Origin of the sequence: Pantoea coffeiphila (assembly GCF_016909495.1) — a bacterium.
GTDB lineage: Bacteria > Pseudomonadota > Gammaproteobacteria > Enterobacterales > Enterobacteriaceae > Erwinia > Erwinia coffeiphila.
The window spans coordinates 334,936-352,838 of record NZ_JAFBFW010000002.1; the positions used below are offsets into that span (position 1 = coordinate 334,936).

General features: G+C 60.0%; 5 protein-coding genes. All 5 read left to right on the forward strand.

Going from position 1 to position 17,903, the window contains the following annotated elements; translation table 11 throughout:
• Positions 1 to 55 precede the first annotated feature (55 nt).
• The 5 genes from JOE09_RS07230 to JOE09_RS07250 all read left to right on the forward strand — a co-directional run bounded on the left by JOE09_RS07230 (position 56) and on the right by JOE09_RS07250 (position 17,888).
• Positions 56 to 9,613: an Ig-like domain-containing protein gene (locus tag JOE09_RS07230; RefSeq protein WP_205065312.1), complete on the forward strand. Its 9,558-nt coding sequence runs from the start codon at positions 56 to 58 to the stop codon at positions 9,611 to 9,613.
• Between the two features lie 218 nt (positions 9,614 to 9,831).
• Positions 9,832 to 11,265 carry a TolC family outer membrane protein gene (locus tag JOE09_RS07235; RefSeq protein ID WP_420830623.1) on the forward strand — a complete coding sequence of 478 codons (1,434 nt, stop codon included), beginning with the start codon at positions 9,832 to 9,834 and terminating at the stop codon, positions 11,263 to 11,265.
• Entirely contained in the window at positions 11,262 to 13,460 is a 2,199-nt protein-coding gene (locus JOE09_RS07240) for a type I secretion system permease/ATPase (protein ID WP_205065313.1), read from the forward strand. Before JOE09_RS07235 ends, JOE09_RS07240 begins: the two co-directional genes overlap by 4 nt.
• Positions 13,441 to 14,697: an HlyD family type I secretion periplasmic adaptor subunit gene (locus JOE09_RS07245; protein ID WP_205065314.1), complete on the forward strand. Its 1,257-nt coding sequence runs from the start codon at positions 13,441 to 13,443 to the stop codon at positions 14,695 to 14,697. Before JOE09_RS07240 ends, JOE09_RS07245 begins: the two co-directional genes overlap by 20 nt.
• A gap of 20 nt (positions 14,698 to 14,717) precedes the next feature.
• Positions 14,718 to 17,888: a glycosyltransferase gene (locus JOE09_RS07250; RefSeq protein WP_205065315.1), complete on the forward strand. Its 3,171-nt coding sequence runs from the start codon at positions 14,718 to 14,720 to the stop codon at positions 17,886 to 17,888.
• The last annotated feature ends 15 nt before the right edge of the window (positions 17,889 to 17,903 follow it).

A 17,903-nucleotide genomic window follows, 5' to 3' on the forward strand; every position in this document is an offset into this window, starting at 1 on the left:
TTTGGCAAAGCCTTGAGGCCTGCCAAATGCTCAATCCTCATGGGAGTGCAAGTTTATGAATAACATAGCTGTAACCGTAAAGGACGGCGGAGCAACCTCCAGCGTATCAGCTGATCAGGTTAATCTGACCGCGCCTAGCGTAGTAAAGCTACAACTGGAGCGCAGCGAAATCGCTGCTACAACACGCTCCGGGAATGATTTGATCGTTACGCTACATTCTGGCGAAAAAGTCGTACTCCAGAATTTCTTTGTGGCTGATGCAGAGGGCCACACAAGTGATTTAGTCCTGGAAGATAGTCAGGGCGCGCTGTGGTGGGTGCAAGATCCCGCCACTGGTTTCCATTTCGAATCTATTGCCGACATCGACGGCTTATTGCTGGGCGGTGCGGAATCTAACTATGCAGCCGGGCTGGCATTTGCTGGCGCCGGACTGCTTGGTATAGGTGCAATGTTCCTGGGCGAAAGCGACGATCACAACAACAGTGATGACAGTGATGCTGACGCCGATGCCGATGCCGACGCCGATGCGGACGCCGATGCGGACGCCGATGCGGATGCGGATGCGGATGCGGATGCGGATGCCGATGCCGATGCCGATGCCGATGCCGATGCTGATGCTGATGCTGATGCCGATGCTGATGCGGATGCCGATGCGGATGCCGATGCGGATGCCGATGCGGATGCGGATGCGGATGCGGATGCTGATGCTGATGCGGATGCTGACGCAGATGCGGATGCTGACGCCGATGCCGACGCCGATGCGGATGCCGACGCCGATGCGGATGCCGACGCCGATGCGGATGCCGACGCCGATGCGGATGCGGATGCCGATGCCGATGCCGACGCCGACGCCGACGCCGATGCGGATGCCGACGCCGATGCGGACGCCGATGCCGATGCGGACGCCGATGCGGATGCGGATGCGGATGCCGATGCCGATGCGGATGCGGACGCGGATGCCGACGCCGATGCGGATGCGGATGCGGATGCGGATGCCGACGCGGATGCTGATGCAGACGCGGATGCCGACGCCGACGCTGATGCCGATGCGGATGCGGATGCCGATGCGGACGCGGATGCCGATGCTGATGCCGACGCTGATGCCGATGCGGATGCGGATGCGGATGCTGATGCCGATGCCGATGCCGATGCTGACGCCGATGCGGATGCGGACGCGGACGCCGATGCGGATGCCGATGCCGACGCGGATGCGGATGCCGATGCGGACGCGGATGCCGACGCCGATGCGGATGCCGACGCCGATGCGGATGCGGATGCCGATGCCGACGCCGACGCCGATGCGGATGCCGATGCTGACGCCGATGCCGATGCGGATGCCGACGCCGATGCCGACGCCGATGCGGATGCGGATGCCGATGCCGATGCGGATGCCGATGCCGATGCGGACGCCGATGCGGATGCCGATGCTGACGCGGATGCCGATGCCGATGCCGACGCCGATGCCGATGCCGATGCCGATGCGGATGCCGACGCCGATGCTGATGCCGACGCCGACGCCGATGCGGATGCCGATGCGGATGCCGATGCCGATGCCGATGCGGATGCGGATGCGGATGCCGACGCGGATGCGGATGCGGATGCGGATGCGGATGCGGACGCCGATGCGGATGCCGATGCCGATGCGGACGCCGATGCCGATGCGGACGCGGATGCCGATGCCGATGCCGATGCCGATGCTGATGCTGATGCTGATGCGGATGCGGATGCAGATGCCGATGCGGATGCTGATGCCGACGCGGATGCGGATGCAGATGCGGATGCGGATGCTGACGCCGATGCGGACGCTGATGCGGATGCCGATGCCGATGCTGACGCCGATGCGGATGCCGACGCCGATGCGGATGCCGATGCGGATGCCGACGCGGATGCTGATGCGGATGCGGATGCGGATGCGGACGCGGATGCCGATGCTGATGCCGACGCTGATGCCGACGCTGATGCCGATGCGGATGCTGATGCCGACGCCGACGCCGATGCCGATGCCGACGCCGATGCGGACGCTGATGCCGATGCGGATGCTGACGCCGATGCCGATGCCGATGCGGATGCCGATGCGGACGCCGATGCCGATGCTGACGCCGATGCGGATGCCGATGCGGATGCGGACGCCGACGCCGATGCGGATGCCGATGCGGACGCGGATGCGGATGCCGACGCTGATGCCGATGCCGATGCTGACGCGGATGCGGATGCGGATGCTGATGCCGACGCGGATGCTGATGCGGATGCCGATGCCGATGCGGATGCCGACGCCGATGCTGATGCGGACGCCGATGCGGATGCCGATGCCGACGCGGATGCGGATGCCGATGCCGACGCGGATGCGGATGCCGATGCGGATGCCGATGCGGATGCCGACGCGGATGCTGATGCGGATGCTGATGCGGATGCGGATGCGGATGCGGACGCCGATGCCGACGCCGATGCCGATGCCGATGCCGATGCTGACGCCGATGCGGATGCCGACGCCGATGCGGATGCCGACGCCGATGCCGACGCCGATGCGGATGCGGATGCCGATGCCGATGCTGATGCCGATGCCGACGCGGATGCCGATGCGGATGCCGACGCCGATGCGGATGCCGACGCGGATGCGGATGCCGACGCCGATGCGGATGCGGATGCTGACGCCGATGCCGATGCCGATGCCGACGCCGATGCGGATGCCGACGCCGATGCGGATGCCGATGCGGACGCCGATGCGGATGCAGATGCTGACGCCGATGCCGATGCCGATGCCGATGCCGATGCCGATGCGGATGCCGATGCGGATGCTGACGCCGATGCGGATGCGGATGCTGACGCCGATGCGGATGCTGATGCGGATGCTGATGCCGACGCCGATGCGGATGCCGATGCGGACGCGGATGCCGATGCTGATGCCGACGCTGATGCCGATGCGGATGCTGATGCCGATGCTGATGCCGATGCGGACGCCGATGCCGACGCCGATGCGGACGCTGATGCGGATGCCGATGCCGATGCCGATGCTGACGCCGATGCGGATGCCGACGCCGATGCGGATGCCGATGCGGATGCCGACGCGGATGCCGACGCGGATGCTGATGCGGATGCGGATGCGGACGCGGATGCCGATGCTGATGCCGACGCTGATGCCGATGCCGATGCCGATGCCGATGCGGATGCTGATGCCGACGCGGATGCGGATGCAGATGCGGATGCGGATGCTGACGCTGATGCGGATGCCGATGCCGATGCTGACGCCGATGCGGATGCCGATGCCGATGCCGATGCCGATGCCGACGCCGACGCCGATGCGGATGCCGATGCGGATGCGGATGCGGATGCGGATGCCGATGCCGATGCTGACGCCGATGCCGATGCGGATGCGGATGCCGACGCCGATGCGGATGCCGATGCGGATGCTGATGCGGATGCGGATGCCGACGCCGACGCCGATGCGGATGCCGACGCCGATGCCGATGCCGATGCCGATGCTGATGCCGATGCTGACGCGGATGCGGATGCGGATGCGGATGCCGATGCCGATGCCGATGCTGACGCCGATGCGGATGCCGATGCGGATGCGGATGCGGATGCGGATGCCGACGCCGATGCGGATGCCGACGCCGACGCCGACGCCGACGCTGATGCCGATGCGGATGCGGATGCCGATGCCGATGCGGATGCGGATGCGGATGCCGATGCGGATGCCGATGCGGACGCCGATGCGGATGCGGATGCCGATGCCGATGCCGATGCGGATGCGGACGCTGATGCGGATGCCGATGCCGATGCGGACGCTGATGCCGATGCTGATGCCGACGCCGATGCGGATGCCGACGCCGATGCGGACGCCGATGCCGATGCGGACGCGGACGCCGATGCTGACGCCGATGCCGATGCGGATGCGGATGCCGATGCCGATGCCGATGCCGATGCCGATGCCGATGCGGATGCTGACGCCGATGCGGATGCTGACGCGGATGCCGATGCGGATGCGGATGCGGACGCCGATGCCGATGCCGATGCCGATGCCGATGCCGATGCCGATGCTGACGCCGATGCTGACGCCGATGCGGATGCGGATGCGGACGCTGATGCAGATGCGGATGCCGATGCGGATGCCGATGCGGACGCCGATGCGGATGCCGATGCCGATGCGGATGCCGACGCCGATGCTGACGCCGATGCGGATGCTGATGCCGATGCCGATGCCGATGCTGACGCGGATGCGGATGCAGATGCCGATGCTGACGCCGATGCGGATGCGGATGCCGATGCCGATGCGGATGCCGACGCCGATGCGGATGCCGATGCGGATGCCGATGCGGATGCCGATGCTGATGCGGATGCCGATGCCGATGCGGATGCCGATGCGGATGCTGACGCCGATGCGGACGCCGATGCGGATGCCGATGCGGATGCTGATGCCGATGCCGATGCCGACGCGGATGCAGACGCGGATGCCGATGCTGACGCCGATGCCGATGCGGATGCGGATGCCGACGCTGATGCCGATGCCGATGCCGATGCCGATGCGGATGCTGACGCCGATGCGGACGCCGATGCGGATGCCGATGCGGATGCGGATGCCGACGCTGATGCCGATGCCGATGCCGATGCCGATGCCGATGCGGATGCCGATGCGGATGCTGACGCCGATGCGGACGCCGACGCCGATGCGGATGCCGATGCCGATGCCGATGCCGATGCGGATGCGGATGCGGATGCCGATGCCGATGCCGATGCCGATGCTGACGCCGATGCCGATGCCGATGCGGATGCGGATGCGGATGCCGATGCGGACGCGGATGCCGATGCTGACGCCGATGCCGATGCTGACGCCGATGCCGATGCCGATGCGGATGCCGACGCGGATGCGGATGCCGACGCGGATGCGGATGCCGACGCGGATGCGGACGCGGATGCGGATGCCGATGCGGATGCCGATGCGGATGCTGATGCTGATGCGGATGCCGATGCCGACGCCGATGCGGACGCTGACGTTGATGCACCTGACGCACCGGAAGGTCTCGTTGTTAACGCAGGCGGCCTGACCGTAAGCGGTACGGGTGAACCTGGCTCTGCTGTTACCGTCTATGACGCTAACAACAATGTGATCAGCGTTCCGGGCACCGTGGTTGACGAAGACGGCAACTTCACCGTGACTCTGACTACACCTCAGACTAATGGCGAAACCCTGACCGTTACCCTGACCGATGAAGCCGGTAACGAATCACAGCCTGGCACCGTTGAAGCAGACGACACCACACCTCCGGATCAGGTTGACGAGCTGAACGTGGCGGAAGACGGCCTGAGCATCAGTGGTACTGGCGAACCGGGTGCGGCAATTACCGTACGCGATGCCGATGGCAACGTGATCAGCGTTCCGGGTGCTGTGGTGGGCGAGGACGGTAACTTCACCGTATCCCTGACTTCACCTCAGACCAACGGCGAAACCCTCTCCGTGACCCAGACCGACGAAGCAGGTAATCCGTCCGAACCGGCCACCGTTGAAGCGGGCGATACCACGCCTCCGGCGCAGGTTGACGCTCTTGAAGTAGCGGAAGACGGCCTGAGCATCACGGGTACCGGCGAACCGGGTGCCTCCATCACCGTACGCGATGCTGATGGCAACGTGATCAGTGCACCGGGCGCTGTGGTGGGCGAAGACGGTAACTTCACCGTGAACCTGACTTCACCTCAGACCAACGGCGAAACCCTCTCCGTAACCCAGACCGATGAAGCGGGTAACCCGTCCGAACCGGCAACCGTTGAAGCGGGTGACACCACACCTCCGGCACAGGTTGACGCTCTTGAAGTGGCGGAAGATGGCCTGAGCATCACCGGTACCGGTGAACCGGGTGCCTCTATCACCGTTCGTGATGCTGATGGCAACATTATCAGCCTGCCGGGCGCCGTGGTAGGCGAAGACGGTAACTTCACTGTGAATCTGAGTATTCCTCAGACCAACGGCGAAACCCTCTCCGTGACCCAGACCGATGAAGCGGGTAACCCTTCCGAACCGGCAACGGTTGACGCGGGTGATACCACGCCTCCGGCACAGGTTGACGCTCTTGAAGTGGCGGAAGATGGCCTGAGCATCACCGGTACCGGCGAACCGGGAGCTTCCATCATCGTGCGCGATGCTGACGGCAACGTCATCAGCCTCCCGGGTGCTGTGGTGGGCGAAGACGGTAACTTCACCGTGAATCTGAGCACGCCTCAGACCAACGGCGAAACCCTCTCCGTGACCCAGACCGATGAAGCGGGCAACCCGTCTGAACCGGCAACGGTTGACGCGGGCGATACCACGCCTCCGGCACAGGTTGACGGTCTGAGTGTGTCCGGTGACGGCCTGACTATTAGCGGTACAGGTGAACCAGGTGCCACCATCACCGTTCGCGATGCTGACGGCAACATTATCAGCCTGCCGGGCGCTGTAGTGGGCGAAAATGGCAGCTTCTCTGTGAGTCTGGGTTCGCCTCAGACCAACGGCGAAACCCTGTCCGTGACCCAGACCGATGAAGCGGGCAACCCGTCCGAACCGGCAACGGTTGAAGCGGGCGATAGCACGCCTCCGGCACAGGTTGACGCTCTTGAAGTGGCGGAAGATGGACTGAGCATTAGCGGTACCGGTGAACCGGGAGCTTCTATCATCGTTCGTGATGCTGACGGCAACATTATCAGCCTCCCAGGCGCTGTAGTAGGCGAAGACGGCAACTTCACCGTGAATCTGAGCACGCCTCAGACCAACGGCGAAACCCTGTCCGTGACCCAGACCGATGAAGCGGGCAACCCATCCGAACCAGCCACCGTTGAAGCGGGCGATACCACGCCTCCGGCACAGGTTGACGCTCTTGAAGTCGCGGAAAATGGCCTGAGCATCAGCGGTACCGGCGAACCGGGTGCCTCCATCACCGTTCGTGATGCTGATGGTAATCTGCTCAGCCTGCCGGGTGCTGTGGTTGGCGAAGACGGTAACTTCACCGTACTGCTGAACGCACCACAGACTAACGGTCAGACCCTGTCTGTGATCCAGACCGATGAAGCGGGCAACCCGTCTGAGCCGGCAACGGTTGACGCGGGCGATACCACGCCTCCGGCGCAGGTTGGCGCTCTTGAAGTGGCGGAAGACGGCCTGAGCATCACCGGTACCGGTGAACCGGGTGCCTCCATCACCGTTCGCGATGCTAACAATAACGTCATCAGCCTCCCGGGTGCGGTAGTGGGCGAAGACGGTAACTTCACCGTGACTCTGAGCACGCCTCAGACCAACGGCGAAACCCTCTCCGTCACCCAGACCGATGAAGCGGGCAACCCGTCCGAACCGGCAACGGTTGACGCGGGTGATACCACGCCTCCGGCGCAGGTTGACGCTCTTGAAGTGGCGGAAGACGGCCTGAGCATCACCGGTACGGGTGAACCGGGTGCCTCCATCATCGTTCGCGATGCTAACAATAACGTGATTAGCGTAGCGGGTGCTGTAGTGGGCGAAGACGGTAACTTCACCGTAAATCTGACATCTGCACAGACTAACGGCCAGACACTGACCGTCATCCAGACCGATGAAGCGGGTAACCCGTCCGAGCCGGCCACCGTTGATGCGGGCGATACCACGCCACCAATCGCGCCAACGGGTCTGAGTATCACTGAGGATGGTCTGACGATTACCGGTACCGGCGAACCGGGTGCCTCCATCACCGTACGCGATGCTAACAATAACGTGATTAGCGTAGCGGGTGCGGTTGTTGGGGAAAACGGTAGCTTTACCGTCACGCTGTCTTCACCTCAGACCAACGGCCAGCCGCTGACCGTGCTGCAGACCGATGAAGCGGGCAACCCATCGCCAACTGCACCGATCGTCGCTCACGACTCAACGCCACCGGATACACCAACCGCGCTGTCAATCAATGCGGCAGGTACGGTGCTGACGGGTACCGGTGAGCCTGGCTCAACGGTGACGGTGAAAGATGTTAACGGCAATACCATCAGCCCGGCGAACGTGAAAGTTGGAGAAAACGGTACCTTCACCGTGAATCTGACCACAGCGCAAACCAACGGCACGCAGCTGTCGGTAACACTGACTGATGCCGCGAATAACCCATCACAAGTTGGTCATGTCAACGGAGCGGTTCTCGTTTCCGCACATGCCGACCTGGATCAGGTTAACTTCGGAACAACATCGTCAACCGTTACCAGCCCAACTACCATCGCACCAGCAAGTGGTTCGGCGGTTCTGAGTGTGGGATTACCGGCACTGCTCGACCTTACTCTGTTGGGCACTAACCCGCACCTGAGCTTCTCCGTGGGTGCAGGCGATAGCCGTACAATCGGCGTGACCGGTTCGGTTACGGGTGCTCAGCTAGCTTCCACAGTGAGTGCGGTACTCTACGTACAAAACGCTGCAGGAAACTATGTCAGGGTCGAAAACCCTCACTCCCTGTTCACCACCGTCTTGGCTCTTGGCGGTACAAGGAGCGGTTCAACCACCTTCACCGTGGCTAACTCGGGTAACTACATCGTCGTGCTGCAGTCTACGGGTGCAAGTGTAGGAACAACGAACGGCCTGAGCGTGACAAGCGATACCACGACGTCAACCGTGACTCAGTCGGCGATTGCGGACGGTAACCTGCTTGAGAATGATACCAGCGCAGCTAACGGTAGCATTCCAACTGGTGCCCATGTGACCACCGTTAACGGTACAACGCTGCTGGCATCGGGTTACACCTCCATTACCACTACATATGGGGTACTGCAGGTTAACCAGGCGGGTGACTACATCTTCACGCTGAACTCCGGCCTGAAAGTCACGTCTCTGCCTCCAAATGTTACCTACACCTATCAGATTGTCGACCATCACGGCGTCACGTCCGGCGCTAACCTGGTGATCACACTGCACAATGGTGTGGCAACGTTCAGCTCGCTGATGGCACTGGATTCACTTGACGGTCTGGACGGTGATACGTCTGTGCACGGCAACGTTCACGATGGCGATAACATCAATCATTCCGGCGCAACGCTGGGCATTGATGGCATCAGCCTGAGTGAAACCGGTACGGAAACCACCACGGTCGACGGTCTGTACGGAACGCTGACTATCAACGCTGACGGTTCCTACAGTTATGCACTTAACGAAGGAATTACAGCGGCTGATATCACCAGCAAAGAGGTGTTCTCTTACACCCTGACCGACACCGATGGAACGGTAACGCTGAATTCACTGACCATTGATTTGGCTCCAACAATCAACGGCACCAGTGAAGACGACTCTGTCTCTGGCAGTGCCTACAACGACACCTTCACGCTGGGTGACGGAGCAGACACGGTGGTTTACCACCTGCTGGATCAAGAGGATTCAACCGGCGGCAACGGTGCGGATACCTGGACCGACTTCACCGTCGGCGAAGACCACATCGATGTCAGTGAACTGCTGCAGGGCTGGGACGGTTCGGCCGCCACCATCGGGAACTATGTCTCGGTAGAACATACCGACGACGGCAATACCGTGGTGTCGATTGACCGTGACGGTGCAGGAACGCAGTACGACTCAACCGAACTGATTACTCTCGAAAATGTGACCGTTACCCTGGACGAATTGCTGCAACAGCACAATACTTCCGTGTAACTAATGTTTGAGGGATATTTCAGTGGCACAGGGATGTGCCAAAAAATGTAACGTTATTTACTAACGGGGGTAGTGCAGCCGAGGGCTGCCGCACCCCCGTTTCCTGTTACGGTTTGCCTGAAGGAGTACGCGGATTGTTAAATGTTACAACAGTAAAACCCCGCAGACGGGTGAAGCATGTAAGAGATCAGCAACAGCGAACAGGAAAAAGAATTTCTATGATTCGTCGCGTAAAACGCAGTACGGCAGGCTTATTAATGCTGACCGGTGCTTTATTTCCACTGGCTCCGGCCCAGGCCGAAGAGCTGGATGAAGATTCCTCCTCGCGCATCAGCGCACAATATCTTGTTTCACAACAGGAATTACCCAGTCTTAACGGTGAAATCACCGAACCCATTATCGAAAATAGCTCACAACCCCTGGATATCACCAAAGCGGTGCAGCGCGCGGTACAGTGGCACCCCGCGATCAGTGAACAGGTGGGAAAGCTGTTTGAGCAGAACGAGCAGGTCAATTACGCCCGCTCCAAGTACTACCCGCAAATCAGCGGTGGAATGAACAACGGCATTACCAACACGTACAGTGGACACGGTTACAGCCCGTCGCTGGTGCTTTCGCTTTCACAGATGCTGTATGACTTCGGAAAAGTTGACAGTTCGGTGCGTTCCGCGAATGCCGGCGTGGCACAACAGCAGGCTAAAGTATTGGTGAGCATCGATCAGGTCGCTCATGATACGGCCGCCGCACTCGTTCAGGTTCAGGGCTATCAGGAACTGGTTGCTATCGCGCAGGCGCAACTCGACTCGCTTAACACCATCGGTGGCCTGGCGCGTGAACGTAACGATCAGGGGGCCAGTTCCCTCTCCGATGTGGTACAGACCAACACCCGTATTGAAGGCGCACGCGCCACGCTGATGCAGTATCGCGCGAACCTTGACCGCTGGCGCGCAACGCTGGCCACCTATCTTGGCTGGAAAGCCGTGAACCGCGTCAATAATGATTTCCCTCCAAAGCTGGGGAAAGCCTGTGAAGTTACCCAGGTTGACGATCGCTTAATACCTTCCGTGCTGGCGGCCTGGGCACAAGCCAATCAGGCACAGGCCCAGTTGGATTACGCCAATGCTCAGCGGATGCCGACCATCTCCCTGGAGCCGGAAGTCACTCACTACCTCAACGATCGCTATCCAAATAATCAGTCGCTGGATCGTACTCAGTACTCCGCCTATGTGCGGGTGCAGATGCCGCTGTATCAGGGCGGCGGTCTTGACGCGCAGCGCGCGGCGGCAGCACACACGCTGGAAGCCGCCAATGCGATGGTTCGCTCTGCCCGCCTGGATGCACGTCAGCAGCTCAGCGCTTCGCAGAATGAGTCGATGAGCCTCAGCACGACGCTGGCCATTCAGGCCCGTCAACAGGCACTCGGTGAAAAAACCCGCGAGCTGTATCAACAGCAGTATCTGCAGCTTGGCACCCGTCAGCTGCTCGACGTGCTGAACGCCGAGCAGGAAATTTATCAGTCCCGTTTTACCGAGCAGCAGACCATCGCCCAGCTGCGCACCCTGCAGCTGGACTGTCTGTACAGCACGGGGCATATCCGAAGTGCCTTTGCACTGGATAATCAGAAGATCCAGCAGGTGGAGATCCAACCATGAGTCAGCTGCACCAGGAACCTCTCGAACCCGATAACGGCGAGAATAATAATGAGAAAAGCCATCTTCACGACTGGGTGACTGCCATTGGACACATCGCCAGACACTACCGTCTGGAATATTCCCCCGGCGGCCTGCAGGCTGCGGCCAGCTGGCAGATGGATAAACCCCTGGCTTCGGTGATCCAGAACCTCGGTCGCCAGGCCGGGCTGTCAGGGCGCTTGCTGAATGAAAAAGACAGTGAGATCTCTAACTGGCGGCTGCCGCTGGTGATCCAGCTGAAAGACGGCCAGGTGGGAATTATCGAAAGCTATGACGGCCTGGACACCGTCGGCGTCAGTTTTATCAGCGATGCCCAGCTGGTGACCCAACTGCCGTTTTCCGAACTGCTGCCGGAAATCCGCCATATTGCCGCCTTCCGCCCGGTCGCTGTAGCAAAAGATATCCGTGCCGACCGCTATCTGGCCGATTACACGCCAAACTGGCTGCGCAACCTGGTACTGCGCGATATCCGCCCCTACTGGTATGTGATGCTGGCCTCGCTGATCATTAATATTATGGCGCTGTCCGGCATCGTTTTCTCGATGCAGGTGTATGACCGGGTGATCCCGGCGCAGTCTTACCCAACGCTGTATGTGCTGTTCGGCGGCGTGATGATTGCGATCCTGTTCTCATTTATTATGCGTATTGCGCGCGGGCATATTACCGACCTGTTGGGAAAACGCGCCGATTTGCGCGTCTCAGACCGCGTATTTGGCCACGCGCTGCGCCTGCGTAACAGCGCGGTCCCCCGCTCTACCGGTAGTTTTATTTCCCAGGTGCGCGAGCTGGAGCAGGTACGCGAAATGGTCACCTCCAGCACCGTTTCCGCCATCGTCGATATGCCGTTCTTCCTGCTGTTTATGGGCGTTCTGGTGGTGATTTCCCCGCATCTGGCGTGGATAGCCCCGGTCGCCACCATCCTGATGCTGGTTCCTGGTCTGTTACTGCAAAAGAAACTGGCCCGTCTGGCGCGTCAGTCCTCGCTGGAAACCACCCTGCGTAACGCCATTTTGGTAGAAAGCCTGCAGGGACTGGAAGATATCAAACTGATGCAGGCCGAGCAGCGCTTCCAGCAGCAGTGGAACAGCTACATTCAGATCACCGCGCAGTCCGGTTTAAAAACCCGCCGCCTGACCCAGGGGCTGATCAGCTGGGGGATGACGGTACAGAATCTTGTCTATGCCACGGTAGTGATGATCGGTGCCCCGATGGTGATTGAGGGTGAAATTACCACCGGTGCTATCGTTGCGGCCTCAATGCTCTCTTCGCGCATGATTGCGCCGATGACCAGCCTGTGCGGCGTGCTGGCCCGCTGGCAGCAGGTCAAATCGGCGAAGGACGGTCTGGATAACATCATGCAGCTACCGGTGGAAAACGGCGGCGATGAAGCCCGCGTCCACTGCGCCACGCTGTATGGCGACTATCAGTTTAAATCCGCCGTGTTCCGCTACGACCTGGATTCCAATCAGATACCGCTGCGCGTAGCCAAGCTGGAGATTCGCCGCGGCGAGCGTATTGCGGTACTCGGCCGTAACGGGGCCGGTAAATCCACTTTCCTACAGGCGCTGGCCGGTGGGGTTGAGCTGGCTGAAGGTGAGCTGAGGTTAGATAACCTCAGCCTGCCGCATATCGACGTGGCCGATCTGCGCCGCAACGTCGGCCTGTTAACGCAGAACGCCCGCATGTTCCACGGTACGCTGCGCGACAATCTGACGATGGGTGCCCCTCATGCCCGCGACGAGGATATCTTTGCGGTGCTGGAAGTCTGCGGCGCGGCCGACTTTATCAAGCGCCTGCCGCTGGGGCTGGAACATAAAATTATGGAGGGCGGGCTGGGCCTTTCCGGTGGGCAACGTCAGTCCATTCTGCTGGCGCGTATGCTGCTGCGCGATCCCAATATTGTCCTGCTTGATGAACCCACCGCCTCTCTGGATGAACACACCGAACGTGACTTCCTGCAGCGCCTGAGCGGCTGGCTGGCCGGTCGTACGCTGATTATTGCCACCCACCGCGCCGCCGTGCTGGAGCTGGCCGAACGCGTGCTGGTGCTGAAAGATGGTGCGCTGGTAATGGATGCACCGAAGGATAAAGCAATGAATCGTGCCGAAGAGAAAAAACGCACTCAGGAGATCGGTGATGAAAGCAAATTTGCCTGATCTGCCCGCCACGCTCGACGCGGCGCGCCTACCGGCTCCAACTTACAATGCCGCAGCCATTTCGCTGGCGGATGATGTTGATGGCATTCACAGCGATGAAGTCAAGCTCTCTGGTGCAACGCGGATTGTCTGGCTTTGCGGACTGATGCTGGCAGTGATCGGCGTCTGGGCGTGGTTTGGCACGCTGGACGAAGTGTCTAACGGTACCGGTAAGGTGATCCCCAGCACCCGCGAACAGGTCCTGCAGTCACTGGACGGCGGTATTCTTGGCGGCCTGAACGTGCGTGAAGGTTCACGGGTTGAGGCAGGAGAAATTGTCGCCTGGATGGACCCGACGCGTTCACAGTCCAACGTCGGTGAAAGTGCGGCACGCTATCGCGCCTCGCTGGCCTCGGCTGCGCGTCTGACTGCCGAAGTGAACGATCTGCCGCTGACCTTCCCGGCGGACCTGGACAAATACACGGACCTGAAAGCCTCAGAGACACGCCTGTATAACACCCGCCGGGCACAGCTCAACGATTCTGAGTCGCGGATTTCCGAAGCGCTGGACCTGGTGAAACGCGAACTGCAAATCACCGAAAGGCTGGCTACCACCGGCGCGGCCAGTAACGTGGAAGTGCTGCGCCTGCGCCGTCAGAAAGCGGATCTCGACCTGAAAATGACCGACCTGCGCTCACAGTACTATGTGCAGGCGCGGGAAGAACTGTCGAAGGCCAACGCCGAAGTCGATACGCTTGCCGAGGTGATTAAAGGCCGCGCGGACTCCGTTGATCGCCTGACCGTCCGCTCGCCGGTACGCGGCATCGTCAAAAATATCAAAGTAAACACCATCGGCGGGGTTATCCCCCCTAACGGCGATCTGATGGAGATCGTACCGCTGGACGATCGCCTGCTGATCGAAGCCCGCCTGTCCCCGCGCGACATCGCCTTTATCCACCCCGGCCAGGATGCCCTGGTCAAGATCAGCGCCTATGACTATGCCATCTACGGCGGGCTGCACGGCGTGGTTGAGACGATTTCGCCGGATACCATCCAGGACGAAGTGAAACCCGAAATTTACTACTACCGCGTATTTATCCGCACGGATGTCGACTATTTGCAGAATAAAAATGGCAAACACTTCTCCATTTCACCGGGAATGATCGCGTCGGTTGACATTAAAACCGGCGAGAAAACCGTTATGGATTACCTGTTTAAACCGTTTAACCGCGTAAAAGAAGCGCTCAGAGAGCGTTAATAGTCTCTGGAGGAGATGAGATGTCATTAAGCAAATTCTTGCAGGCAGCCCGTATTTCTGCCGAAAGTGTGACGACCACAGCACTGCCGGAAGGCCATCCTGGCTGGGTACTCTTTTTCAGTCTCTGTCACGGTAATAAACGTGCGCATGTCCATATTGCCAGCGGCAACAGTTTTGAACAGGCCTGGAGTGAAGGCGCGGAAGCGCTGCAAAAATGGAGTAAAAAGCAAAGCCGTAAGCCACTCTGGCTGCGGGTTGATGTGGTGGATCAGGTCCGCGCGGTGAGCTGGGAAGATTTGCAGCGTGAATTCGGCAAAACCAAGCGTAACTACTTTGGCTGCGGGCTGTCGCTGGACAGTCAGTTTACCCTCGCCATGCTGCCTCAGGAGCTGTGCGCCAACGCCGTGCTGTACGAAGGCAATAAAAACCTGGCGACGCCGAACGTGATTAACCTGGCCAGCTATGGCCGCCAGCGTTTTGGCCAGCCGCTTCAGTGGCCGCAGCGTGATGATGAAACCATCTGGTGCTTTACCACCAGCGGCGTATTTACCGACGGCACGCAAACCCTGCCGCTGGAAAATCGCGGACTAAACGCGGGCTATCGCCGCATCGACAACTGGCCGGGCGAGGCACTGCCCCAGGTGATTGACAGTGCCACCAGCTTCCTGGCCGAACAGGTGAAATCCTCCGGTGAGTTTTACTACGGCTGGTTCCCCTGCTTTGACCGCCCTATCGACTCCTACAACGCGCTGCGCCACGCCAGTTCCACCTATGCCCTGCTTGAAGGCTGGGAGAAAAGCCAGCAGCCGCAGCAGATGGAAGCCGTTGAGCGCTCGCTGCGCTACCTGACCGGCAAGCTGATCCACACGCGCAAACTGCCGGACGGCAGCGATGCCGATTTCCTCGTGGATACGGGAAATGAGATCAAGCTGGGCGGTAACGCCGTCTGTATTCTGGCGATGGCGAAATACACCGAACTGACCGGCGATGAGCGCTATCTGGCACAGATGGAACGGCTGGCAAACGGCATCGGCTTTATGCAGACCGATAAGAAGTCGTTTGTCCACGTGCTGAACTTCCCCAGCCTGTCGGTGAAGGCGGAACAGCGCATCATCTATTACGACGGTGAAGCGGCGTTTGCACTGATGCGGCTGTACGGCATTACGCGTAATCCGCGCTGGCTGGAGATCGTTGAGCGCGCGTTTGACTACTTTATTGAGAATAAGCACTGGCAGGCGCACGACCACTGGTTGAGCTACTGCGTTAATGAACTGACGCTGTATCGCCCGGAAGAGCGCTATTTCAAGTTCGGGCTGGATAACGTGCGCGACTATCTCAATTTTGTGCTGACGCGTATCACTACTTTCCCAACGCTGCTTGAGCTGATGATGGCGGCGCAGAAAATGATCGTGCGGATGGCCGCCGACGAGCGCCACGCCCATCTGCTGTTTGACTTCGACCTGAATAAATTCTACGAAGCGCTGGAGTTCCGCGCCCGCTACCTGCTGAACGGCTTCTTCTGGCCGGAACTGGCGATGTTCTTTAAAAACCCCGAGCGTATTGTTGGCAGCTTCTTTATCCGCCACCACAGCTTCCGAGTGAGGATCGATGATGTTGAACACTATCTGTCTGGCTATGTCGCCTACCATAACTACCTCCGTCAGCCATCCCATGAACAGGCGGCCGCTGTGAAGGCCTCGGTAGCGGCTAAGGCCCTGGCCGCGCGCGGTGGCCCGCGCAAATCAGGCGATCCGCGCGTGCTGTTCCTGTGTGAAAACCTGCGCAACGTCGGTAACGGCATTGAAGTGGCGACACTGCAGCGCGCGAGACTGTTTAAAGAGTATCTTGGCGTGGTGCCGACCATCCTGATTTCATCGTTTAACCCGGCGCTGGAAGAAACCACTGAAGCCTTCAAGGCGGCCGGTAAGCTGCCGGCAGAGACTCAAGTGATGAGCATTTATCAGTGGCTGTCGCCGCTCTGCGATAGCAAAAAACTCGCGCCGCTGGCGGCGATCCCGCAGGGCGTGCTGTTACGTTCAACGGGGGCGAAAGACGCGCCGCTGCGCGTGTTGCAGTATGCGCTGCCGGGGCGTGAAGGCGAGCTGAGCTTTGAAGATTATGTCGACAGCCGTCAGCGCATCGTTCTGCGCAAGCACTATACCCAGCGCCAGCAGAGCAGCCTGTTATCCAGCATTGAGGTCGGCCAGCCAAACGGTGAGAAACTCAGCTGGCGCAGCGATGCGGCGTTCGTTGCGGAAATGGCGATTATGTGCCTCGATTCGCGCACCGAATGGCACTTTGTGGTCGATAAAACCCGTCCGTGGAGCGAATTTATCCGCCGCGCGCCGCATTTACAGTGCAACGGTACGCTCACCTCACTGTTCCACTCCACCCATCTGTTAGCCGATGGCAAACTGAAAGCGGGCTATGCGCGCGTTCTCGACAGCGAGAAAAACATCGACCAGTTAGTCGTCTTAACGGATGGACAGCAGCAGGCATTGACCAACGGTGGTTTTGCCTCGCAGCGACTGCGCGTTATCCCAAACCATATTGATAATCCGCAGGCGACAAAAAAAATCAGCAAGAAGGCCAGTAAAAATGTGCTCTATGTGGCCCGCTATGCCCCGGAAAAGCGTCACGACCTTCTTATTCGAGTATTTGAAAAAGTCCTGAAGGCCGTTCCTGATGCGCAGCTGCATACCTGGGGCGTTGGCCCACTGCGTGCTGGCCTGATTAAACAGGTACAGGACAAAGACCTGACGCAAAATATTCATATCAATGGCTTCTCTAACAATATCGAAGAGATTCATCGCGAGGCCTGCTGCGCGGTACTGTGTTCCGACCAGGAAGGGTTCTCACTCTCTGGCCTGGAAGCGCTGGCCTACAGTACGCCGCTGGTCAGCTTTGACGTCGATTACGGTCCGCGCAATCTGCTGAGCAATTTCAAGGCAGGCGTGCTGGTTGAAGACGGTAACGAGCAGGCGCTGGCGGATACGTTGATCGATCTGCTCGAGCACCCCGGCAAATTGCGCACCATGCGCGGGGCAGCTGCACGCAGCGCGGCACGCTTTTTCACCCCGGTTGTGGCAGAGAAATGGCGGCAGTGGTGGGATGATATGCGCCAGCTGGCGGCCGAACGCGAACAGCAGGCGCTACCAGCCAGCCAGGAACGTGCCGCAATCGGCCAGTAATGCTTTCCCGCGCCG

What these genes read in the sequence shown, in the direction of transcription:
- JOE09_RS07230 (WP_205065312.1), top strand. Translation starts at nt 56, where the DNA reads ATGAATAACATAGCTGTAACCGTAAAGGACGGCGGAGCAACCTCCAGC.
- JOE09_RS07235 (WP_420830623.1), top strand. Translation starts at nt 9,832, where the DNA reads ATGATTCGTCGCGTAAAACGCAGTACGGCAGGCTTATTAATGCTGACC.
- JOE09_RS07240 (WP_205065313.1), top strand. Translation starts at nt 11,262, where the DNA reads ATGAGTCAGCTGCACCAGGAACCTCTCGAACCCGATAACGGCGAGAAT.
- JOE09_RS07245 (WP_205065314.1), top strand. Translation starts at nt 13,441, where the DNA reads ATGAAAGCAAATTTGCCTGATCTGCCCGCCACGCTCGACGCGGCGCGC.
- JOE09_RS07250 (WP_205065315.1), top strand. Translation starts at nt 14,718, where the DNA reads ATGTCATTAAGCAAATTCTTGCAGGCAGCCCGTATTTCTGCCGAAAGT.